The sequence below is a fragment of the Mycolicibacterium wolinskyi genome, from assembly GCF_002101965.1.
GTDB lineage: Bacteria > Actinomycetota > Actinomycetes > Mycobacteriales > Mycobacteriaceae > Mycobacterium > Mycobacterium wolinskyi.
In genome coordinates this window covers 376,852-397,997 of record NZ_LQQA01000006.1, presented here as the reverse complement: position 1 = coordinate 397,997, position 21,146 = coordinate 376,852, and the positions used below count along the sequence as shown (strand labels likewise).

22 protein-coding genes are annotated in these 21,146 nt (G+C 66.6%); 7 read left to right on the top strand and 15 right to left on the bottom strand.

Features of this window, described 5'->3' with window-relative positions; translation table 11 throughout:
• Position 1: 1 nt before the first annotated feature.
• Entirely contained in the window at positions 2-229 is a 228-nt protein-coding gene (locus AWC31_RS05725; protein ID WP_085143357.1) for a ferredoxin, read from the bottom strand.
• Between the two features lie 144 nt (positions 230-373).
• On the opposite strand from AWC31_RS05725, the gene AWC31_RS05720 reads away from it, so the two are divergent.
• Positions 374-955, top strand: a complete 582-nt coding sequence (locus tag AWC31_RS05720) for a TetR/AcrR family transcriptional regulator (RefSeq protein WP_085143447.1) — start codon at positions 374-376, stop codon at positions 953-955.
• A 6-nt stretch (positions 956-961) separates the two neighbouring features.
• On the opposite strand, the gene AWC31_RS05715 is transcribed toward AWC31_RS05720, so the two are convergent.
• The 5 genes from AWC31_RS05715 to hsaA all read right to left on the bottom strand — a co-directional run bounded on the left by AWC31_RS05715 (position 962) and on the right by hsaA (position 5,520).
• Positions 962-1,801 (bottom strand): mycofactocin-coupled SDR family oxidoreductase, encoded by an 840-nt coding sequence (locus tag AWC31_RS05715; RefSeq protein WP_085143356.1) that lies wholly within the window; start codon positions 1,799-1,801, stop codon positions 962-964.
• A gap of 161 nt (positions 1,802-1,962) precedes the next feature.
• Positions 1,963-2,532, bottom strand: coding sequence for a 3-hydroxy-9,10-secoandrosta-1,3,5(10)-triene-9,17-dione monooxygenase reductase subunit (gene hsaB, locus AWC31_RS05710; RefSeq protein WP_085143355.1), 570 nt, complete (start codon positions 2,530-2,532; stop codon positions 1,963-1,965).
• Positions 2,529-3,428 carry an iron-dependent extradiol dioxygenase HsaC gene (gene hsaC, locus AWC31_RS05705; RefSeq protein WP_085143354.1) on the bottom strand — a complete coding sequence of 300 codons (900 nt, stop codon included), beginning with the start codon at positions 3,426-3,428 and terminating at the stop codon, positions 2,529-2,531. Before hsaC ends, hsaB begins: the two co-directional genes overlap by 4 nt.
• A gap of 3 nt (positions 3,429-3,431) precedes the next feature.
• Positions 3,432-4,328, bottom strand: a complete 897-nt coding sequence (gene hsaD, locus AWC31_RS05700; protein WP_067850510.1) for a 4,5:9,10-diseco-3-hydroxy-5,9,17-trioxoandrosta-1(10),2-diene-4-oate hydrolase — start codon at positions 4,326-4,328, stop codon at positions 3,432-3,434.
• A 1-nt stretch (position 4,329) separates the two neighbouring features.
• Positions 4,330-5,520: a 3-hydroxy-9,10-secoandrosta-1,3,5(10)-triene-9,17-dione monooxygenase oxygenase subunit gene (hsaA, locus tag AWC31_RS05695; protein ID WP_085143353.1), complete on the bottom strand. Its 1,191-nt coding sequence runs from the start codon at positions 5,518-5,520 to the stop codon at positions 4,330-4,332.
• Positions 5,521-5,673: 153 nt separating this feature from the next.
• Here hsaA and AWC31_RS05690 point away from each other — a divergent pair, with 153 nt between their 5' ends.
• Positions 5,674-6,735: a ferredoxin--NADP reductase gene (locus AWC31_RS05690; RefSeq protein ID WP_085143352.1), complete on the top strand. Its 1,062-nt coding sequence runs from the start codon at positions 5,674-5,676 to the stop codon at positions 6,733-6,735.
• Positions 6,736-6,772: 37 nt separating this feature from the next.
• Positions 6,773-7,345 carry a hypothetical protein gene (locus tag AWC31_RS05685; RefSeq protein WP_085143351.1) on the top strand — a complete coding sequence of 191 codons (573 nt, stop codon included), beginning with the start codon at positions 6,773-6,775 and terminating at the stop codon, positions 7,343-7,345.
• A gap of 17 nt (positions 7,346-7,362) precedes the next feature.
• On the opposite strand, the gene AWC31_RS05680 is transcribed toward AWC31_RS05685, so the two are convergent.
• Positions 7,363-9,465, bottom strand: a complete 2,103-nt coding sequence (locus AWC31_RS05680) for an acyl-CoA dehydrogenase family protein (RefSeq protein ID WP_085143350.1) — start codon at positions 9,463-9,465, stop codon at positions 7,363-7,365.
• A 198-nt stretch (positions 9,466-9,663) separates the two neighbouring features.
• On the opposite strand from AWC31_RS05680, the gene kstR reads away from it, so the two are divergent.
• The 3 genes from kstR to AWC31_RS05665 are packed head-to-tail and all read left to right on the top strand — an operon-like array spanning position 9,664 to position 12,032.
• On the top strand, positions 9,664-10,341 hold the full coding sequence (gene kstR, locus AWC31_RS05675; RefSeq protein WP_085143349.1) for a cholesterol catabolism transcriptional regulator KstR: 678 nt from the start codon (positions 9,664-9,666) through the stop codon (positions 10,339-10,341).
• A 3-nt stretch (positions 10,342-10,344) separates the two neighbouring features.
• Positions 10,345-11,100, top strand: coding sequence for a trehalose-phosphatase (gene otsB / locus AWC31_RS05670; RefSeq protein ID WP_085143348.1), 756 nt, complete (start codon positions 10,345-10,347; stop codon positions 11,098-11,100).
• Positions 11,094-12,032 (top strand): phosphotransferase, encoded by a 939-nt coding sequence (locus AWC31_RS05665; protein ID WP_085143347.1) that lies wholly within the window; start codon positions 11,094-11,096, stop codon positions 12,030-12,032. The genes otsB and AWC31_RS05665 overlap by 7 nt, the downstream gene beginning before the upstream one ends.
• Here the strand turns inward: AWC31_RS05665 and AWC31_RS05660 are convergent.
• The 4 genes from AWC31_RS05660 to AWC31_RS05645 are packed head-to-tail and all read right to left on the bottom strand — an operon-like array spanning position 12,029 to position 15,765.
• Positions 12,029-13,129 carry an Rv3575c family transcriptional regulator gene (locus tag AWC31_RS05660; protein WP_067850494.1) on the bottom strand — a complete coding sequence of 367 codons (1,101 nt, stop codon included), beginning with the start codon at positions 13,127-13,129 and terminating at the stop codon, positions 12,029-12,031. The two genes, AWC31_RS05665 and AWC31_RS05660, sit on opposite strands and share 4 nt — an antisense overlap.
• 11 nt (positions 13,130-13,140) lie before the next feature.
• Positions 13,141-14,016, bottom strand: a complete 876-nt coding sequence (locus AWC31_RS05655) for a metal ABC transporter permease (RefSeq protein ID WP_085143346.1) — start codon at positions 14,014-14,016, stop codon at positions 13,141-13,143.
• Complete coding sequence (locus AWC31_RS05650; RefSeq protein ID WP_085143345.1) at positions 14,016-14,801, bottom strand: metal ABC transporter ATP-binding protein; 786 nt, start codon at positions 14,799-14,801, stop codon at positions 14,016-14,018. The genes AWC31_RS05655 and AWC31_RS05650 overlap by 1 nt, the downstream gene beginning before the upstream one ends.
• Entirely contained in the window at positions 14,788-15,765 is a 978-nt protein-coding gene (locus tag AWC31_RS05645; RefSeq protein ID WP_374213983.1) for a metal ABC transporter solute-binding protein, Zn/Mn family, read from the bottom strand. Before AWC31_RS05645 ends, AWC31_RS05650 begins: the two co-directional genes overlap by 14 nt.
• An 83-nt stretch (positions 15,766-15,848) precedes the next feature.
• On the opposite strand from AWC31_RS05645, the gene AWC31_RS05640 reads away from it, so the two are divergent.
• Complete coding sequence (locus AWC31_RS05640; RefSeq protein ID WP_085143343.1) at positions 15,849-16,985, top strand: GTP-binding protein; 1,137 nt, start codon at positions 15,849-15,851, stop codon at positions 16,983-16,985.
• Between the two features lie 81 nt (positions 16,986-17,066).
• Here AWC31_RS05640 and aztD read toward each other — a convergent pair whose 3' ends face one another.
• From aztD to aztB, 4 genes are read right to left on the bottom strand one after another with little or no spacing between them, the layout of a single operon-like run.
• On the bottom strand, positions 17,067-18,233 hold the full coding sequence (gene aztD, locus AWC31_RS05635) for a zinc metallochaperone AztD (protein ID WP_085143342.1): 1,167 nt from the start codon (positions 18,231-18,233) through the stop codon (positions 17,067-17,069).
• A gap of 17 nt (positions 18,234-18,250) precedes the next feature.
• A complete protein-coding gene (gene aztC / locus AWC31_RS05630; RefSeq protein WP_085143341.1) occupies positions 18,251-19,159 on the bottom strand; it encodes a zinc ABC transporter substrate-binding protein AztC in 909 nt (302 codons plus the stop codon).
• Entirely contained in the window at positions 19,156-20,322 is a 1,167-nt protein-coding gene (locus AWC31_RS05625; RefSeq protein WP_165765916.1) for an ABC transporter, read from the bottom strand. Before AWC31_RS05625 ends, aztC begins: the two co-directional genes overlap by 4 nt.
• Positions 20,319-21,146, bottom strand: a complete 828-nt coding sequence (gene aztB, locus AWC31_RS05620) for a zinc ABC transporter permease AztB (RefSeq protein WP_234816733.1) — start codon at positions 21,144-21,146, stop codon at positions 20,319-20,321. The genes AWC31_RS05625 and aztB overlap by 4 nt, the downstream gene beginning before the upstream one ends.

The following is a 21,146-nucleotide window of genomic DNA, read 5'->3' as shown; positions in this document are numbered from 1 at the left end:
CTCAGCGGCCTTTCGTGTGCAGGGTTGAGAATGTGATGGCCTGGCGGGGACAGGCGTCGACGGCGGCTTTCACCTGCCCCCACCGCGATTCGGGTGGCGTCGTATCGGCGGCAGCGACCTCGTCGTCGCCCAGTACGAAGACGTCGGGCGCCAGGTCGACGCACAATGCATGACCTTCGCACAAGCTGCCGTCCACGCGTAGTTCGTGCCGGCTCGTATCTTCGGGCATCGGTCTTCCTCAGACTTCATCGTTTGATCGATTGATCAAACTGCTAGGATGGCTCATGCTTACCAGGTGCTCTCGGGAGCGGTCAAGGGTTCCAAGCCAACCGTCATTTTGTCTGGCCCACAACGCTTCTGGGAGCATCGGCTGATGCCCGCACCACGCGCAGCCAAGGACAAAGATGCGGGTACGCGGCGACGGCTGATCGAGGCGACCGCTCAGGTGATCCGCGACGAGGGCTATGCCGCGGCGACCACCCGGCGCATCGCCGCCGTGGCCGGCGTCAGGTCGGCGTTGGTCTACTACTACTTCGACACCCTCGACGACTTGTTCGTCGCGGTATTGCGAAGCGGCGCCGACGCGGCGCTCACGCGGATGCGCGAGGCCATCGCCGACGAGGACCCACTCCGGGCCTTGTGGGTGCTCAACTCCGACTCGCGCCTGACCGGTCTCAACACCGAGTTCATGGCGATGGCCAACCACCGCAAGGCCATCGGCGCCGAACTCAAGTCCTATTCCGAACGCGTCCGGGACATCGAGACCACCGCCATGGCCATGGTCCTCCGGACACACGGAGTCGACATCGACGAGTATCCGCCCGTCGTGATGTCGATGCTGCTCACCCAGTCGGCGCGCAGCCTCTGCAACGAGGAGGCCGTCGGAGTGACGCAGGGCCACGACGAGTTCCGCGCGTTCATTGAGCGCATGCTGCACCGGTTCGCGACGAAATAGACTGGGCTACTTCAACATACTTCCGGCATCGACCGTGACGGGAAGGCCGGTGACGTAGCGCGCCTCATCGGAGGCGAGGAACAACACCGCGTTGCTGATGTCCACCGGCTCCACCCAGCCGATCGGCAGCACGTGCATGAACTGCGCGGCAACGGCCAGATCGTCGGGTCCCGGGTTTTCCAGGTCGGGACGAAACAGCTTCATGGTGCCCTCATTCATGAACATCGGCGTGTTCACGTTGGTCGGATGCACCGAGTTCACCCGGATCGAATGCTGACCCAGTTCGACGGCAAAACTCCGCATCAGCCCCACCACACCGTGTTTCGCCGCGATGTAGTGGCCGGTGTGCGGGTATGCCTTCAGCCCGCCGACCGAGCTCGTGAGAACGATGGAGCCCCCGCGTCCCGCTGAAAGTAGATGCGGCACCGCGGCTTTCACAGTCTTCCAGACGCCGGACAGGTTGACGCCGATCATGTCGTCCCAGTCCTGCTCGCTGGTTTTGTCCAACGTCTCGCCACCATTGCCGATGCCCGCGTTCGCGACGATGATGTCCAGCCTGCCCAACTGCTCGACCCCGCCGTCGACGGCCGCCTTGAGCGCGTCGAAGTCGCGCACATCCACCTCGGCCGTGACGATCCTTCGGTTCAACGCCTTGACCAGATCGGCCGTCTCCGCGAGATCGGCGGGGGTCGACGGCGGGATCACGCTGTTGCTGCTGATTTGCCGACAGATGTCGACCGCGATGATGTCCGCACCCTCCTGCGCCAGCCGCACGGCGTGACTGCGCCCCTGCCCACGTGCCGCCCCGGTGATGAATGCAACCTTGCCCTCGACGCGCCCTGCCATCGCCAGCCTTTCCATGTTTTGATCGATCGATCAAAGATGTCAGTGCATCGGCCAGCGTGTCAATAGGCTATTTGACCGGTTGATCAATCGACGGAGCGGTGACTATGCGACTGGGCCCCCTCCGCGAGGAGGGGGCCCAGTCTTGTCAACGACGTAAAGTTCTAAAGCCAGGTGTCCTGGGTGGTGGCGGTGAGGAACGCCTCCAGATCGTCACGCCACTGCGCCGGGGTGTTCTTGTCGGGTTCTATGCCGGTGTACTCACCGCGGTAGAACAGCAGTGGCCGGGGCTTACGTTTGGGCACCTCCGACAACGAGTGCACCGCACCGAACACCACGAAGTGATCACCACCGTCATGCACCGAATCGACCTTGCAGTCGATGTGCGCAAGCGCGCCGTCGATCACCGGAGAGCCGAGGTGCGAAGGCTCCCAATCAATTCCGGCGAACTTGTCGGGTTCCTTGGAGCCGAACCGCGCCGAGACGTGCTGCTGCTTCTCATGCAGGATGTTCACACAGAACCGTCCGCTGGCCTCGATGGCCTGCCACGACCGCGACTGCTTGGTCGGGCAGAACAGCACCAGCGGCGGATCAAGCGACAGCGCCGCGAAGGACTGGCACGCGAATCCGACCGGCACCTCGTCATGCACGGTGGTGATGATCGTGATGCCAGTGCAGAACTGGCCGAGCACATTGCGGAATGTGCGTGGATCGATCGGCTCAGGCTGCGTCACTTGAACCCGACGCTGAAGTCATGGCCCCACAGGCTGACTGCCGTCGATTCGCGGGCCACCCAGTCGTTGTCGTCGACTTCGAGTCCCTCACAACCGAATTCGATGTCGAACCCGCCCGGCGTCTTCATGTAAAAGGACAGCATCTTGTCGTTGACGTGGCGGCCCAGCGTCGCCGACATCTTCACCTTGCGGCGCAGCGCACGGTCCAGGCACAGGCCCACGTCGTCGGCCTCGCCCACCTCGACCATGAGATGCACGATGCCGCTTGGCGTCTGGCCCGGCATGAACGCCAGGCTGTGGTGGCGCGGGTTGACACCGAGGAAGCGCAGCCACGCCGGCTCCCCGTCCGCGGGCCGGCCCACCAGCTGAGGCGGCAGCCGCATCGAGTCGCGCAGGTGAAAGCCCAGCACGTCACGGTAGAAGTGCAAGGTTTCGGCGTCGTCCTTGGTGGTCAGCACGACGTGCCCGAGCCCCTGCTCCTCGGTGACGAACTTGTGCCCGTACGGGCTGACGACGCGACGGTGTTCAAGCGCGACACCGTGGAACACCTCAAGGGTGTTGCCGGAGGGATCGTCGAAGACGATCATCTCGTCGACGCGGCGATCGGAAAGTTGTGTGGCCGCCGCTTCTTTGTAGGGGGTGCCATTGGCCTCAAGCCGGGTGCGAATGTCCTGCAGTTCGGCGGCATTCGCGGTTTCCCAGCCCGACTCCAGCAGCCGGTCGTGCTCGCCGGGGACGATCACGAGCCGCGCCGGGAACTCGTCCATCCGCAGGTACAGTGCGCCCTCGGTCTGGCCCTTGCCCTCGACCATGCCGAGCACCTTCAGGCCGTACTCCCGCCAGGCCGCGACGTCGGTGGCCTCGATGCGCAGGTACCCCAGCGACTTAATGCTCATGCGCTAGCCTCCCAGGAAATCGATGGTGAGCTTGTTGAACTCGTCGAACTTCTCCACCTGAGCCCAGTGCCCACACTGCCCGAAAACGTGGAGCTGCACGCGCGGAATCTGCTTGACCGCGACGAGCGCGCCGTCGAGCGGGTTGACCCGGTCCTCACGGCCCCAGATCAACAGCACCGGCTGGCGCAGCTTGTACACCTCGCGCCACATCATGCCGAGCTCGAAATCCGGGCCGGCGAACGACTTACCCATCGCACGCGCCGCGGCCAACGACTCGGGCTGGCTGGCGATCTGGAAGCGCTCCTCGACCAGCTCAGGGGTGACGAGCTTCTGATCGAACACCATGATGCGCAGGAACTTCTCCATGTTCTCGCGCGTCGGGTCGGCCGTGAACTTGCCGAGCAGCTTCACGCCCTCGGTCGGGTCGGGCGCGAACAAGTTGACGCTGAGCCCACCGGGCCCCATCAACACGAGCTTGCCCGCACGGTCCGGATAGTCGAGCGCGAAGCGCACCGCGGTACCGCCGCCCAGCGAATTGCCGAGCAGCGGAATGCGGCCCTGCAGCCCGAGATGGTCGAACAGGCCCAGCAGCGCCTTGGCGCTGTAGCGGTTGTACTGCTCGTGCTCGGTGTGCTTGTCGGAGTGACCGTATCCGGGCTGATCGACCGCGAGCACATGGAAATGCTCGGCCAGCACGGCGACGTTGCGCCCGAAGTTGGACCAGGCCGAAGCACCCGGGCCGCCGCCGTGCAGCAGCACGATCGTCTGCGCTTCCGGGTCACCGGCCTCGTGGTAGTGCAGGCGCATGTCCAGGTCACCCGCGCGGACCTGCGCATACCGCGACGTGGACTCGAATGTGATCTCTTGCTGCTGTGCAGCTTCGGCGGCGAATGAAGTCATGTCAGACCATCGTGTCCGCGGGCGGGAGTCCGAACTCGTTGTTGCCGAAGATCAGGTACGCACGCTCGGGATCGTTGGCGGCATGCACCCTGCCGGCATGCGCATCGCGCCAGAACCGTTGCAGCGGAGCACTGTTGGCGAGTGCGGTGGCGCCGGCCGACTCGAAGAGCCGGTCGATCGAGGCGATCGCGCGGCCGGTGGCACGCACCTGATCCCGACGGGCGCGGGCGCGCAACTCGAACGGGATCTCCTTGCCTTCGGTGAGCAACGCATACTCATCACCGACATTGCCGATCAGCTGACGCCACGCGGCGTCGATGTCGCTGGCGGCCTCGGCAATACGGACCTTGGCGAACGGATCGTCCTTGCCCTTCTCGCCGGCGAACGCCGCGCGCACCCGCTTGCCCTGATGCTCGACATGCGCGTCGTAGGCGCCGTAGGCCATGCCGACGATCGGCGCCGAGATGGTGGTGGGATGCACTGTGCCCCATGGCATCTTGTACACCGGAGCGGTGTTGGTCCGATAGCCACCCGCGGTGCCGTCGTTCATCGACTTGTAGGACAGGAACCGGTGCCGGGGCACGAACACGTCCTTGACGACGACGGTGTTGCTGCCGGTGCCGCGCAGGCCGACCACGTGCCACACGTCGTCGATTGTGTACTCGGTGCGCGGGATCAGGAAGCTGCCGAAATCGACCGGCCTGCCGTCCTTGATCACCGGGCCACCGAGGAACGCCCATGTGGCGTGGTCACAGCCCGAGGACCAGTTCCATGCGCCGTTGACGAGATAACCGTCGCCGGACTCGGTCACCACACCCGCACCCATCGGCGCGTACGAGGAGGACACCCGGACCGTCGGATCCTCGCCCCACACCTCTTCCTGCGCCTGCTGGTCGAACAGCGCCAGATGCCAGTTGTGCACGCCGATGATCGAGCTGACCCAACCGGTCGAGCCACACGCGCTCGCAATACGGCGCACGGCCTCGTAGAAGACCGTCGGATCGCATTGCAGACCGCCCCACTGCTCGGGCTGCAGCAGCTTGAAGAAGCCGACCTCGTCGAGTGCCTTGATGGACTCATCGGGGATCTTGCGCAGATCCTCGGTGGCCTGAGCACGCTCGCGCAGTTGCGGCAACAACTCATCGATGCCGGCCAAGACCGCCTGCACGTCACGCTGTTCAATGGACGTCACTGAATGCCTCCCAAGAATCGCTTAGTCAGAGATTAGAACACGTTACGATTTGTGTCGAGTAGCGTGTTCATACAGCGGCTGGACCTGGGCAAGTAGGTTTTTGTAACCTGTTCTAGTTATGGCCGGATTGACGAGTAGAGAGGGCCACCGCCCGTGACCGATGAGCCACTGGGTAGCCACGTGCTCGAACTGCAGGTGGCTGCGGTCGTCGAAGAGACGTCCGACGCCCGCTCTCTGGTGTTCACCGTGCCCGAGGGTTCGACCATCCCCACCGAGCGGTTGCGCTACTCCCCCGGCCAGTTCCTGACGCTTCGCGTACCCAGCGACCGCACCGGCTCGGTGGCCCGCTGCTACTCGCTGTCGAGTTCCCCGGTCACCGACGACCAACTCACCGTCACGGTCAAGCGCACCGCCGACGGTTACGCGTCGAACTGGCTGTGCGACAACGCGCACGCCGGCATGCGGATGCACGTGCTCGCACCGTCGGGCACGTTCGTGCCGAAGAACCTCGACGCCGATTTCCTGTTGCTCGCCGCGGGCAGCGGCATCACCCCGATGATGGCCATCTGCAAGTCGGCTCTGGCCGAAGGCAGCGGCAACGTCGTGCTGATCTACGCCAACCGCGACGAGAACTCCGTGATCTTCGCGGCCACACTGCGCGACCTGGCTGCCAAGTACCCCGACCGACTGACCGTCATCCACTGGCTGGAGACCGTGCAGGGGCTGCCGAGCGCCGCGGCACTGGCCGGTTTGACCGCACCGTTCGCGGCCCACGACGCGTTCATCTGCGGGCCGGGACCGTTCATGGCCGCAGCCGAGGAGGCGCTGCGCCAGGCAGGCACGGCCGACGAGCGTATTCACATCGAGGTGTTCAAGTCGCTGGAGTCCGACCCGTTCGCCGCGGTGGTGATCGAAGAAGACGAGGACAGCGACCAGGGGCCGGCCACCGCCGTCGTCACCCTGGACGGTACGACGCACGAAATCCGTTGGCCGCGTTCGGCAAAACTGCTCGACGTACTCCTCGACAAAGGGTTCGACGCGCCGTTCTCGTGCCGCGAAGGACACTGCGGTGCGTGCGCCGTGCTGAAGAAGTCGGGCGAGGTCGAGATGGAGATCAACGACGTACTCGAACCCTCCGACCTCGAGGAGGGTTTGATCCTCGGGTGCCAGGCCACCCCGGCGTCGGATTCCGTCGAAGTCACCTACGACGAATAGCGTGCGGGCTAACATTCGCCGGACCGGAGGGAGAGCCGTGAAGAGGATTCTTGGGGTGCTGGCGGTGTCCGCGGCGGCGGCCGCACTCACGGCCCCGGCCGTCGCCGACGCAGCGGTCAACACTGCGGTGACCTCGATACCGACACCAAGCGGCCTCCTGGAAATGCACGCCACGGCCGACTGCGCCGGCGATCGCTGCAGGTTCAACACCCAGGCCAACCTCCTGGGCCCCAACGGCCCCATCGGGCTTCCCGGCGATACGTGGGCCCGGCAGACCATCACGCTGCGCAGCACCGACCGCAGTGTGTGGCAGGAAGCGTCCTACAGCGCACCGTCCGGTTCGCCGCGAGAGCTGCACAAGGGGGCCAACAACAACAACGTGTTGTCGCGGATGCTGAAGGCCACCAACAACGTCGAGATCTCGGTGACGTACTTCGGCGGCGGCGGACTCGAGCGCTTCCGGGTCGACGGCGATTCGCAACCGATCGACTGGCGCACCGGCCAACCTGACCGGGAGGCCGACTTCATCGCGTGCACCCAGATCCAGGTCGTGTCCAGCGGGTGGAACCTCACGACGCCGACGGCCTGCGCCCAGACCAACTTCGGCTGAGCGCAGGCATCGCAGCGTCAGCGCGGCAGGCCCAGCAACCGCTCCCCGGCCAGGGTCAACAGAATCTGCTCGGTGCCGCCGGCGATCGTCAGGCAGCGGGTGTTGAGGAAGTCGTGCACCTCCTGGTTGGCCACCACACCGCCGCCCGCGGACAGCTCCATCCGGAATTCCGACAGCGCTTGCCGGTAGCGCACGCCGATGAGCTTGCGGGCACTGGCCTGCGCACCGGGATCCTGGCCGCCGACCGCGAGCTGTGCGATGCGCTGATCGAGCAGTGAACCCACCTGAGCCGCGAGGATCAGGCTGCCCAGACGATCCTCATCGGCCGGGTCGACATCGATCTCGCTGACGGTACGCAGCAGTTCTTCCATCGGATTGCCAAGTGCCGTACCGCCTGCCATCGCGACGCGTTCGTTGGCCAGCGTGGTGCGCGCCAACCGCCAGCCGTCGTTGACGGTGCCGACCACCATCTCGTCGGGCACGAATACGTCGTCGAAGAACACCTCGTTGAACAGCTCGTCGCCGGTGATCTCGCGCAGCGGCCGGATCACGATGCCCGGCGATTTCATGTCGACGAGGAAATATGTGATGCCCTTATGCTTCGGCGCGTCGGCATCGGTGCGGGCCAAACACACGCCCCAGTGCGCCTTCTGGGCCGCAGAGGTCCACACCTTCTGGCCCGTGAGCTTCCAACCGCCCTCGGCACGAACGGCTTTGGTGCGCAACGCGGCCAGATCGGAGCCCGCGCCCGGCTCGGAGAACAGCTGGCACCAGACCAGGTCACCGCGCAGGGTCGGCGGGACGAACCGGTCGATCTGCTCCGCACTGCCGTGTTCGAGAATCGTGGGCACCGCCCACCAGCCGATGACCAGATCGGGGCGCTCGACCTTCGCCGCGGCGAGCTCCTGGTCGATCAGCAACTGTTCGGCCGGTGATGCGTTGCGGCCGTAGGGCTTCGGCCAATGCGGCGCCTGCAGACCGGATTCCGCGAGCGCGATCTGTCGCTTTTCCACGGGCTGCGCGGCCACCTCGGCGACCGCGGCACTGATCTCGGGACGCAGATCCGCGACCGACTCCAGATCGATCGTCAACTCACGGCGCACACCCTGCCGCGTCAGGCCTGCGACACGGCGCACCCACCGGCGTTGCCCACCCAGGAAGTGCGCGATGCCGTATGCGCGCCGGAGATACAGGTGCGCGTCGTGCTCCCATGTGATGCCGATACCGCCGAGCACCTGAATGCAGTCTTTGGCATTGGCTTTCGCGGCTTCGACACCGGTGGCAGCGGCGACCGCGGCGGCAACCGACAGCTGAGGGTCGTCGGATTCGCCTGCCGCGCGGGCCGCGTCGGCCGCGGCGACCGAGATCTGCTCGGACCGCAACAGCATTTCGGCGCACATGTGCTTGATCGCCTGGAAGCTGCCGATCGGCTTGCCGAACTGCTCGCGGACCTTCGCGTACTCGGTGGCGGTGTGCAACGTCCACCGGGCCAAACCGGCTGCCTCGGCGGCGAACACGGTCGCCGCGGCGTCGTCGAATCGTTGCCGCGACACCGCGAGCACCTCGACGGGCACCGAGTCCAGGACCACGCGGGCCAACGGCACGGAGAAATCGGTGGCCGCGACGTGTTCGACCGCCACCCCCTCGGCGCCGGCGTCGACCAGCAACACCTGGTCTCCGGCCGGCAACAGCAGTACGCCTGCCGCGTCGGCGCCAAGGACATGCTCGACGGTTCCCGACACCCGGCCGGCGGCGACCTCGACCGACGCGGCGAGCGCCGCGCCCGCGGTGCGCTCACCCGACATCAGGGCATCCAGCAGCGCGGCATCGGTGACGAGCAGGGTGGCCAGCGCCGTCGTCGCGACCGGCCCGGGCACCAGGGCCGCAGCGGCTTCGTCGACCATCGCGCACAGATCCTCGACGGTGCCGCCGGCGCCGCCGTGGTCCTCGGGGACGGCGACGCTGAAGATCCCTAGTTCGGCGAGCCCCTGGTACGCCGCCCGCCAGGCTTGCGGATCGTGTTCCATCTCACGTACCGCGGCCACCGTGCCGGCTGCCGCGGCCCAGCTTCTCACCAGCTCGCGGGCGGCAAACTGCTCGTCGGTAATCGTGGCTGACACCGTCAACTCCTAGCCGTAGTGCGAGAAGTCCGTGCTTCCCACTAGAACGTGTTCTAATGGTGACAGTGTTCGACCGTCAAGTCGACCCGAGTTATAGCAGGACACGTCCGTGTCTTAACCGGCCCGGAGGTGAGAAAAAGGAGATCGGCGTGCGTATCGTTTTCGATGAGGTACGCAGTAGAAGGAGTCGCCAACCCCATGGCCGGAGTGTCACAGCCAGCGCGCGACGAGCCAACCGGCTCGGACACGCGACCACGTGAGGTGACGAACGTGTCGGTCCTCGCCGAGTCCGAACTCGGTTCCGAAGCGCAGCGCGAACGCCGCAAGCGCATCCTCGACGCCACGCTGGCCATCGCGTCCAAGGGCGGGTACGAGGCGGTGCAGATGCGCGCCGTCGCCGAGCGCGCCGATGTCGCCGTCGGCACGCTGTACCGCTACTTCCCGTCGAAGGTGCACCTGCTGGTTTCCGCGCTCGGCCGCGAGTTCGAACGCATCGACGCCAAGACCGACCGCGCGTCGCTGGCCGGTGGTACGCCGTATCAGCGGCTGAACTTCATGGTCGGCAAGCTCAACCGGGCGATGCAGCGCAACCCGCTGCTCACCGAGGCCATGACGCGTGCGTTCGTGTTCGCCGACGCGTCGGCAGCCGGTGAGGTCGATCATGTCGGCAAGCTGATGGACTCGATGTTCGCGCGCGCGATGAGCGATGGCGAACCGACCGAGGACCAGTACCACATCGCCAGGGTAATCTCCGACGTGTGGCTGTCCAACCTGTTGGCATGGCTGACCCGGCGCGCCTCGGCGACCGACGTGAGCAAGCGACTCGACCTCGCCGTGCGGCTGCTGATCGGCGCAGAGGACCAACCTAAGATCTAGCGGGTGAGCGACCTACCGGCCGACCTGTTGCAAGTTCTGTCCGAGGCGGCGGGGGCCACGCGGCTTTTGGTCACGTCCGACTTCGACGGCACCCTCGCACCGATCGTCAACAATCCCGGCGACGCGCGCCCCTTGGCCGATGCCGCCGATTCGCTTGTCGCGCTGTCCGAATGTCCCGACACCGCGGCCGCGCTGATCTCCGGCCGGGCGTTGACGGTTCTGCGCGAGTTGTCCGGGATGCCGTCGACCGTGCACCTCGTCGGCAGCCACGGAGCCGAATTCACCTCGGGCTTCACGCATGACATCGATCGCGACCTGCTGGACCGCATCACCGCCGAGCTGAACGCGATCGCCGCCGATCGGCCCGGTGTCACGGTCGAAACCAAACCGGCCAGCGTCGCGCTGCACGTGCGCAACGCCTCGGCCGACGACGCCGATGCCGCCCTCGCGGCGGCGCGTGACGCCTCGACGGCCTGGGCCGCACAACTCACCGAGGGCAAGGCGGTCCTCGAGTTCGCGGTCATCCAGACCGACAAGGGCGAGGCCGTCGACATCCTGCGTGATCAGGAAAACGCCTCGGTAGTGGTGTTTTTCGGTGACGACGTCACCGACGAGAAGGCGTTTCGGCGGATGCGGGACGGCGATGTCGGGGTCAAGGTCGGGCCGGGTGACACGCTGGCGGCGTACCGGGTCCGGACGCCGGACGATGTTGCCGCAGCGCTGAGGTACCTGCTGGAAACCCGCCGCGCACGGTGCTGACCGCCGACCAGCTCGCCGACCGCACGGCCCGGGCGGTCGCTGCCGCGACCGCCGCAGGAACCGAACTCGGGCTCGACATCGACGAACCCCGCGTGCTCTACGACGTGTTCTCCGTCATCGTGCATCTCGCGCCGTCGCCCGTCGTCGCGCGCGTGCCCACGGTCCTGCCGCGTTCGCTCGTCGCAGATCCGGATCGGCAGACGGCACAGCAGAAATCGGAGTTGGCCGTCACGGGTTGGCTCGCCGACCGTGGGCTTCCCGTCGTACCGCCGAGTCCGCTCGTGCCCTGCGAACCCGTTCGGCGCGACGGGTTCTCGATGACGTTCTGGCAGTTGGTCGAGCAGCTCCCGGACGCCGAGCCGGATTGGAACAGCCGGTTGCGACAGACCGCACGACTGCACGCGGCGCTGCGCGACTACGACGGACCGCTCAGCTTCTGGGCGCCGTTCGGCACCTACATCCCCGAGGGCCTTGCCGAGCTACAGGGCCTGCCCGAATTGATCTCCGGCGCCGACCTCGAACGGGCACAGCGGGAGTGGGCCGTCCTCGCGCCGGTGCTGACGTCTCGCGCGGCTTTCGAATCGGCGTTTCCGGGTGTCGATCTTCAGCCGATCCACGGCGACGCGCCGTACTACAACATGATCGCCACGCCCGACGGCGAACTGTGGTCGGACTTCGAACTCGTCACGATCGGCGCGGTCGAATCCGATCTTGCCATGATCGACGCCGAGGGCATCGCCAGTTACGACGCGGCCGCGACCGAGTTGGGGCTGCGTCCGATCGACGAGCGGGTGCTGCGCGTCACGGAGGCCGCGGGACGTCTCGCGACGATCGCGGCCCTCGCGATGGCACCGGAACTGCCCATGCTCACCGAGCATTTGACGCCGGTGATCGACGCCTGGCGGGATACCCCGCCGGTGACCGAACTCTAGGCCGGCTGGCCCGATGTGCGCCCGCGCACGACTTCGGTGTCCAGCACGTCGATCACCGGCAGCCCCGACCGCGGCGGGTTGTGCAGCAACTGTCCAGCGCGGCGGCCCTTTTCGACACTGGACTGCACGACCGTGGTGAGGCCGCGCCGCAACGCCTCCGGCACACCGTCGAATCCGGTGACCGTCATCTGTCCCGGCACGTAGATCCCGCGCGATCGCAGATAATCCATCGCCGACAGCGCCAGTACGTCGGCCGTGCACATCAGCGCGGTGATACGCGGATTGGCTTCCAGCGCCACCTCGGCGGCCGCCCCACCCGATGTCGGCAGATGCTCGTAACTCTCGACGACGGTCAGCGACGCGGGCGCCAAGCCGGCCGCCACCATCGCGTCGTACACACCGTGAATGCGCTCGCGCTGCACGTGGAAGTGCGGGGACAGCACGCGTTCGGGGTCCGCCAGCGCGGGTTTCGGGCTGCCGTGCGGCCAATCTCGACCCAACCGCATCGTCAGCAGACCGATGTCGCGATGGCCGAGCTCGAGCACATACTCGGCCAGTTTCCGCATGCCGCCGCGATCGTCGATGCCGATCCGGGACACCCCGGGCACATCCTTGGGCTGGTCGACGACCACAACGGGCAGATGCCGCTGCCGCACGACAGGCAGATAGGGATCGTCGTCGGAGGCCGAATACACCACGAAACCGTCGACCCCGGCCGACAACACCGCCGCCGAGCCGTCCTCGAAGCTGCGGTTCGGGCCGACCGCCACCAAGAGCAGGCCCTGGCCGGCCTCTTCACATGATTCGGCAAGGCCCGCAACGAAATCGAGCGCGGCCGGATCGCTGAAGGAGTAATTGAGCGGTTCGGTGATCATCAGCCCCACGGCGCCGGCCTTACGGGTGCGCAGCGAACGCGCCACCGGGTCAGGGCCCGGGTAGCCGAGCCGCTTGGCGGCGTCGAAGATCCGCTCACGCAGATCGGCCGAAAGCTGATCCGGCCGGTTGTACGCGTTCGAGATCGTGGTCCGCGAAACCTTCAGTTCGGCCGCCAACGAGGCCAGGGTGGCCCGACGGGGCGGGTCGGGACTCCTGGACATGCTCTCTGAGGCTAGTGGATGGATCCCATCGCCGACCGCGTGGCACGCTGGGCCGCCCACACCGCGAGCCAGAACACGCATGCGATCGTCACGATGACGAAGCTCGGCGGCATGTTGAAGATCGCGGACACCGCGAGCCCCGCCCACACCGAGACCAGGCTGATCCCGGTGGAGATCGCCATCGCCGCCAGGGGTTGGGCGGTGAGCATGATCGCCGTCGCGGCCGGGGTGACCACGAGGGCGAACAGCAGCAGCGTGCCGACGGCCTGCACGGCCATGGTCACCGCGACCCCGAGCAGCGCCATGAACAACACCGACAGCGCCCGCACCGGCACGCCCTTGGCCTCGGCCACCTGAGCAGTGACCGAGGCGAACAGCAACGGGCGATAGACCAGCACAACCGTCGCGGCCAGCAGCACCAGGAGCGCGGTGAACGTCAGCAGCTGCTGGTGGGTGATCGCGAGGAGGTTGCCGAACAGCACGTTGGTCAGCGTCGACGAGTTCTTCGTCGCCAGCGAGTTGAAGAACAAGCCGAAGCCCGTGGCCAGGGCCAGGACGGTTCCCGTGGCCACCTCGCGGTCACCAGCCCGCTTCCCCAGGGCGCCGATCACGAGGGCCCCGCCGATACAGAACACGCCGAGCCCGAGGACGACCGGAAGGCCCAGCAGCGCCGCACCGGTGGCTCCGGGCAGGCCGATGTGGGCAAGCGCGTGTGCGGCGAATGCGGTGTTGCGCACGATGATGAAGTAGCCGATCAAGCCGGCCGCGAGCGCGACGAGCGTGCCGCCGATCAGCGCATTGCGCATGAAGGCCGACGTCAGGATCTGCCACCAGTTGTGCTGATAGCCCAGTGCGAGATTGCTCTGGGCGAGCACGTATGTCGGCATCACCCACCGCTCCTCATGTACATCTGCCCCTGCAACGTGTTGGCCACCTGCACCTTGGTGCCGTACAGGTGGGTCAGCAGATCAGCATCCACCACTTCGTCGATCGCGGCGTGGTGAGCATGCCCGTCGAGCAGATAGATGGCGCTGTCGAGCACCGCGAGCAAGGGGTTGAGGTCGTGGGCGACCACCACGATCGTGATGCCGAGTTCGTTGTTCAGCCGGGCCAGCAGCTGCACGATCTCATGCTGGTTGCGAAGGTCGAGCGCGGCCAGCGGCTCGTCGAGGATGAGGAGCTTGGGATGCCCCACAAGGGCATTCGCCAGCGCGACGCGTTGCCGCTGACCGCCCGACAGCTGCGAGACCCGCATGTCGGCGAACTCCGTGGCCTCGACCCACTCCAACGCTTCGGCGACGCGCTCCTTGTCGGAGCGGGTGGTGCGGCTGAAGCCCCAGCGACGCCCGGTGAGGCCGAGGGTGACCGCGTCGCGGGCACGGATGGCCTCCCCGGCACCGGCGACATAGTCCTGCGGAACGTAGCCGATCAGGTCGTTGCGTTCGCCCGGACGGCTGCCGAGCACGCGCACCGAGCCCGAGGCGACAGGCAACAGCCCGAGCACGACCTGCAGCATCGTCGACTTACCTGATCCGTTAGAGCCGATCAGTGCGACGATCCCGCCTGTCGGAATTTCGAACGTGCCCTCCGACCAGATCAGGCGTCCGCCCCGGACCACGCTGACGTCGTCGAAGACCAGCGCGGGTTCCGATTCAGTGTTACGACTGGACACCAAGGGCCTTGGCGAGCGAGGTGAGTTGGTCCACCTGCCAAGCCTCGAACGAATCGGTTCCCGGCGCCACTGTTTCCGTCACCTCGACGACAGGAACGCCGGCGGCTTCCGCCGCGGACCGGATCTGCTGCGGCACCGAGCCCTCGGTCTGCGTGTTGTAGATCAACACGTCGACGCCCTTGTCGGCCAGCAGGCGCAGGAACGCGTCGAGATCGGCAGGCGACGGGTCGCTTTCGTTGGACGAGGCCACCTGGTAGCCCTCCGGCGTGCGATTGACCAGTCCGACCGCGGCGGCCATGTCGTCGAACACCGCCTCGGTGGCCGCATAGGTCTTGCCGGATGCGTTCGTCTTGATGTCATCGATCAGCTGGTTGTACGGCTTCATCGAGTCGGTGAACGCCGTACGCCGCTGCGCGAAGTAATCCTTTGCGTCCGGCGCCAATTCGCCGAGCTTCGCGGTCACGGCATCGGCGACGGAGGTCACCGCCGCCGGGCTGTACCAGGCGTGGGGGTTGGTCCCCTCGTCGTGGTCGTGTCCCTCTTCCTCATGGCCGTGGTCGTGAGTCTCGCCTTCGTGCGCCCCGGCGCCCTCGATCGCCGCGACGATCGGGGCGTTCGGAGCGGAGCTCTCGGCGAGTTTGGCGGCCCACTCGTCGTAGTGGCCGCCGTTGATCACCACGAGCTGGGCACCCTCGAATTTCGCCGCGTCCGACGGGGACGGCTCGAAGTCGTGCGGGTCGACCGAGGAGCCCGCGAGCACCGTCGTCACCTTCGCGCAGGCCCCGCCGAGCTCCGAAACGATGTCTCCCCATTGGTCGACGCTGACCACCACGTCGACCGGGGTGGTCGGACAGTCGCCGGCCGGCTCGGCCGTCGAGGTTTCGTCGGAGCCGCAGGCGGCGAGTGCAAGAGGCGCGACAAGTACGAGGCCGGCGGCCAGAGTGCGCAGGTTGAGGGGCGACATCACGCCGATAACGATAACCGTTTGCATTATTTGACGCACATCCGCATCATCGTTATTGAAAATCATTGTCAATAAGGAGCGCGATGCCCGACCTGCTGCCCGTCACCGTCCTCTCCGGGTTTCTCGGCGCGGGCAAGACGACCCTGCTCAACCACATCCTCGCCAACCGTGACGGCAAGCGCGTCGCGGTGATCGTCAACGACATGAGCGAGGTCAACATCGACGCCGCCCTCATCGCGGGGCAAGGCCACCTCGACCGCACCGAGGAGAAACTCGTCGAGCTCACGAACGGCTGCATCTGCTGCACCCTGCGCGAGGATCTGGTCGAGGCGGTCAGCGCACTGGCCCGCCAGAACCGGTTCGACCAGCTCGTCATCGAATCGACCGGAATCTCCGAGCCCATGCCCGTCGCGGCAACGTTCAGCTGGGAGTTCGAGGACGGCTTCAGCCTCGGGATGCTCGCCCGGTTGGACACACTCGTGACGGTGGTCGACGCATCGACGTTCCTCACCGAACTGGCGCGCGGTGAGGTGCTCGCCGAACGCGATATGACGGCCGGGCCCGGCGACGCCCGCAGCGTGGCCGACCTGCTGGTCGATCAGGTGGAGTTCGCCGACGTCATCCTGCTCAACAAGACCGATCTGGTGACCGCCGAACGTCTCGGCGCCGTCGAAGCCGTGGTGCGCCGGCTCAATCCCACGGCTCGGCTGCTCCACACCGACCATGGTGTGGTCGCTCTCGACGAGGTGCTCGACACCGGCAGGTTCGATCCGATCGCCGCGGCCGAGGCCCCCGGCTGGGACGAAGAGATCGCCGTCGGCCACACTCCCGAGACCGAGGAATACGGCATCGGGTCGATGACGTTCCGCGCCGATCGCCCATTCCACCCGCACCGCCTGGCCAAGGTGCTCGACAACGTGCGAGGCCTGTTGCGCAGCAAGGGTTTCTGCTGGATCGCGACGCGCCCGTCGATCGCCGCGATCTGGTCGCAGGCCGGCCCCAACCTGGTCATCGAGCCGGCCCAGTTCTGGTCGTCTACCGAGTTCGAACCGAGCCAGGAGATCGTGTTCATCGGAATTCGCATCGACCGTGACCGGCTCGACGCACAGTTGCGGTCAGCGCTGTTGACCGACCCGGAGCTGGCTGCGGGAGAACAGGCCTGGCTGCGATACCCCGATCCGCTACCGGCGTGGAACGTCACGCACAGTCACTCGCATTGAGGCTGCGCAACGCCGAATGGCCACTCTTGACACGGGACTTCGATGTACGCGTGTCAGAAGTGGCCACTCGACGTTGTGACGCTAGTGTTCGTGGCCGACCGCGCCACTGAGCTCGTTCGGCGTCTGCTCCAACGTCACCGACTTCGTCACCTCACCGGATTCGACATCGACGAGATGTAGTTCCTTGGTGGCCGGGTCGGTGACGTAGACGTCGTGGCCCCGGGTGAACACCGTCGGCCGGGGCTGCTGCCAGTCGTTGGGTTCGGTCCACTGCTCGGTCACCGCAATGGTTTTGGTGGTATCCCCGGTATTCGGGTCGATGACGTACAACTTGCCATCGGTGCCGAGGATCAACGCTTCGGCATGTGGCCCGCGCGCCAGCGACCGGAACGAGTAGCTGACCGACTGCGGCAGCGTGACAAGGCGAAGCTGGTTGGTGGTGGTGTCGATGAGCGCGAACTGGTTGGGCCGTTCCAGCTCCGCGTCGGGATCGACCTTGAAGTCGCCGAGCGCCACCGGCGATTCCTCATGCCCACGCAGGTTGCCCACCCTGCCGTACTCACCCGGTGCCGCGATCTTCGTGAAAGCGCGGTCCGAGTACGTCAACACCCCGTTCTCGCAACCGAGTACGACGGTTTCCCCCTCGACGACCGTTTCTCCGTGCAAGCCGGGGCACTCGGTGTTGCGCGCGATCTCAGCCTGTCCGGAATCGAAGGCCACGGCTCCCGTGCGCTCATCGGGGTCTCCCTCACTGCGCACCCAGCTGCCGTCGGACAGCACGACCGCCACCCCGTGATGCGGCTTGGTCGACTTGAGTGTCTGGGTCTCGGGTTTGCCACCCTCCAGCTCGTGGGGGTCGAACACGGTGATGTCGCCCGATCCGTCGGCGAACAACGCGGTGCGCTCCCCGTGCGGTACGACGTGGCCGGGCTCGCTCGCCTCGAACGTGGTGTCGGTCAGTTGGCCTGCCGACGCGTCGAGCACCCGGAAGCCCTGGTCGGTGGACACCAGCACGTGTGCGTCGTCACCGGCCGGGTTGACGCGCAGGAATCCTTCCAACGGGATCGTCGACTTGACCTCCAGGTTGTCACCGTCGAGCACGTACAGGCCACCGTCGTAGGTGACCACAAGCGGCTCGACGATCGGCTCACTGGGCGCGTCGGCGGCGTCGGTTTGGCTGCCGCTTCCGCACCCGGCCAGCGCAGCGGCGAGAAAGAGTCCGCCGACTGCGGCGAGTGGTTTTTGCATCCGTTCTCCTTGATCGGTCAATTCAGTTGTTTGACAATGGTTTCGGTGTTGGCGCGCATCATGCCGAGGTACGTGTCGGCCGGGCTGCCCGGTTCGCTCAGCGATTCGCTGTAGAGCGATACGACGTTGACCTGCATGCCGGCCTGCTCGGCGAGGACTCGCGCCAGGCGGTCGGGCTGCGATGAGTCGACGAAGATCGCCGGTACTCCCGCGGTGCGGATCGCGCCGGCCAGCGACTCCAAATCCGATGCGCTCGGCGACGCGAGCGTGGTGCCGCTGGGGATGACCGCGCCGATCACCGTGAAGCCGAAGCGGTCTGCCAGGTAGCCCAGCACGTGGTGGTTGGTGACGAGCTTGCGCCGCTCGGCGGAAATCGCCGCGAACTGTTCGGTCATCGAGTCCGACAGCACGGTGAGTTCGTCGCGGTACCGCGCCGCGTTGGCGGTGATTGCCGCACCGTCGATTCCGAGCAGCTCCGCCACGCGGTCGGCTATTGCATCGACCGCAAGCACCATGCGCTGCGGATCGGTCCAGAAATGTGGGTCGGGGCCGCTGTGTTCGGATTCCGAGAACTGCAGCGGTTCGACGTGTTCACCGACCGCCAACGTGGGGACACCGTTCTCGGCTGCCGCGTCGACATGGCGCTGCATGGACTCTTCGAGGCCAAGGCCGTTGTAGACGATCAGATCCGAACTGTTGAGCTGAGCCGCGTCCGCCGCCGACAGGCTTGAGGAATGCGGATCGGCGTTGGGCTTCATCAGCACTTTCACGTCGGCAGCTTCTCCGACGACCTGCCGTACGACATCCCCGAGAATGGTTGTGGTGACGGCGATATCCGGACGCCCGCCCGCTGAGTCCGGCGTGCTGCAGGCACCCAGCAGGAACGCGAACAGACATATCGCGACCGTCATCCATCGCCGGATCATCGCCCGGTCTCCACCATGAATCCCGGCGCGATGGACGTTTTCAAAGTTCGCGCCAACCGGAGCCCGTCACCGTAATCGACCTCGTAGACCGCCCGCGCCGCGGCATCGTTGATGTATGCCCGGTCGGCGTCGACCTCGATCACCGGGGTGGGCCCAGCGGATCGCACCGGGCCACTGAAAAGCGGGACAGTTGCCGTTTGCGTACCGGTTTTCGTATCGAACTGGCGCAGTTCACCGTCGGCGGTGAGCACCAGGACCGAAGCTCCCGAGACCGCGTTGGCCGCGATCGCACCGGGCACCCGCACCGAAGCCCAGGCACCGCGCCGCCCGTCGAGCACCCACACCTCGTCCGCGGTCACGGCGGCCAAGGTGCTGCCACCGTACCGGTACGACAACCGACCGAGTTTCGTTGCAGGACGCGCATTTCCGAACGGCATCGGGTCGGCCGTCAGTTTCCCGGCTCGTTTCGCGATCCGCACCGCGCCGTCGGCGCAGCCGAAGACCAGCGCGCCGCCGACCATCGAGGCGCCCGTGGCGTCGGGACACTGCCCGAGGGGCTGCGCCGTGCCGTCGGCACCCACGGCACTGATGACACCGGCACGGGTCACCGTCACGAGTTCCTCTCCGAGCGGAGCGATCTCGGCAACATCACGCAGCGGGCCGAACCCGTCGACCGTGGTCACCCGATGCTCACCGAGTGCGTCGCGATCGAGCACGTCTACGGTGCCGTCGTCCCGGCGCAGCACGGTAAGGGTGCGCTGACCGACGGCATCGGCGAACCGGCCGTCGAGGTGACCGGCGAGACCTGCCGGTTCGACGTAGTAGTGCGAATGGTCGCCGTGGTCGAACGTCCACGAACCGCCGTCGACGACGGTGGTCGCGTCCACACCGCGCAGGTAGGCGAACCGTCCGTCGCCGCTGATGCCGTCGGTCCTGCCGAACTCGCCCAGTGAGGTCTCGGTCTCCTCGGCGGCGTCGAACACCACGGTGGCGCCGGTGTCCGGTTCGACCAACACCAGCCGCGTCACCGGATCCTTGCTCTCTTGGGCGTCGATTCCGGTGTCGTCGTGCGCCGCCGAAGTCGTTGACGCACTCGGGGTTTCCGGTGATCCGCAACCGGCGAGCAGCAGGACGCCCATCATCAGCGCCAGGATCGCCCTCATGCCGTCACCCGCTGAAAGACCGCTGCGGCGATCACCGAGCAGAAGAACATTCCGACCGCGACGGCGGCGATGCTGGCCCCGCCCGCGGTGGCGGCGTGCCAGGACACCAGCAGGCCGACCCACACCGACACCACACCGATGCCGGCGGCCAGCACCATGATCCGGCCGATCGAGTGGGCCCACAGCGTCGCCGCTGCCGGCGGGGCCACCAGCAGACCCAGCACCAGCAGCGTGCCGACGACGTGGAACGACGCGACGATCGCGACGGCGATCAGGACGGTGAGCGCGATTGCGGCGAGCCGTGGGTTGAGCCGCAGGGTGGCGGCCTTGCGGACGTCGAACGTCGCCGCGACGAAGGCCCGACGTCCGACGAATGCGACCGCGGCGATGAAGGCCAGTGCAGCGCCGAGCACCGCGATGTCACGTGGCCGCACACCCAGCACATCACCGAACAGGAAGGCGGTCAGGTCAACGGCGTACGTGCTGGAGTGTGACACCACGATGACGCCGACGGCCAGCATGCCGACCAGCAGCAGACCGATGCTGGTGTCCGAGGAGAACCTGGACGAACGGCTCAGCGCCGCAACACCGTAAGCCATGGCGAGCGCGGCGATCAACGCGCCGACGAACAGATTGCCGCCGACCGCCGAGGCCAGCGCCACACCCGGGAGCATCCCGTGCGACATCGCGTCGCCGAGGAACACCGAGCCGCGCAACACGACCCACGTGCCGACGATCGCACACATCAACGCCACCGCGGACCCCGCGATCGCCGCACGCACGACGACCTCGGAGCCGAACGGTGCACCCAACCAGTTCAGCAC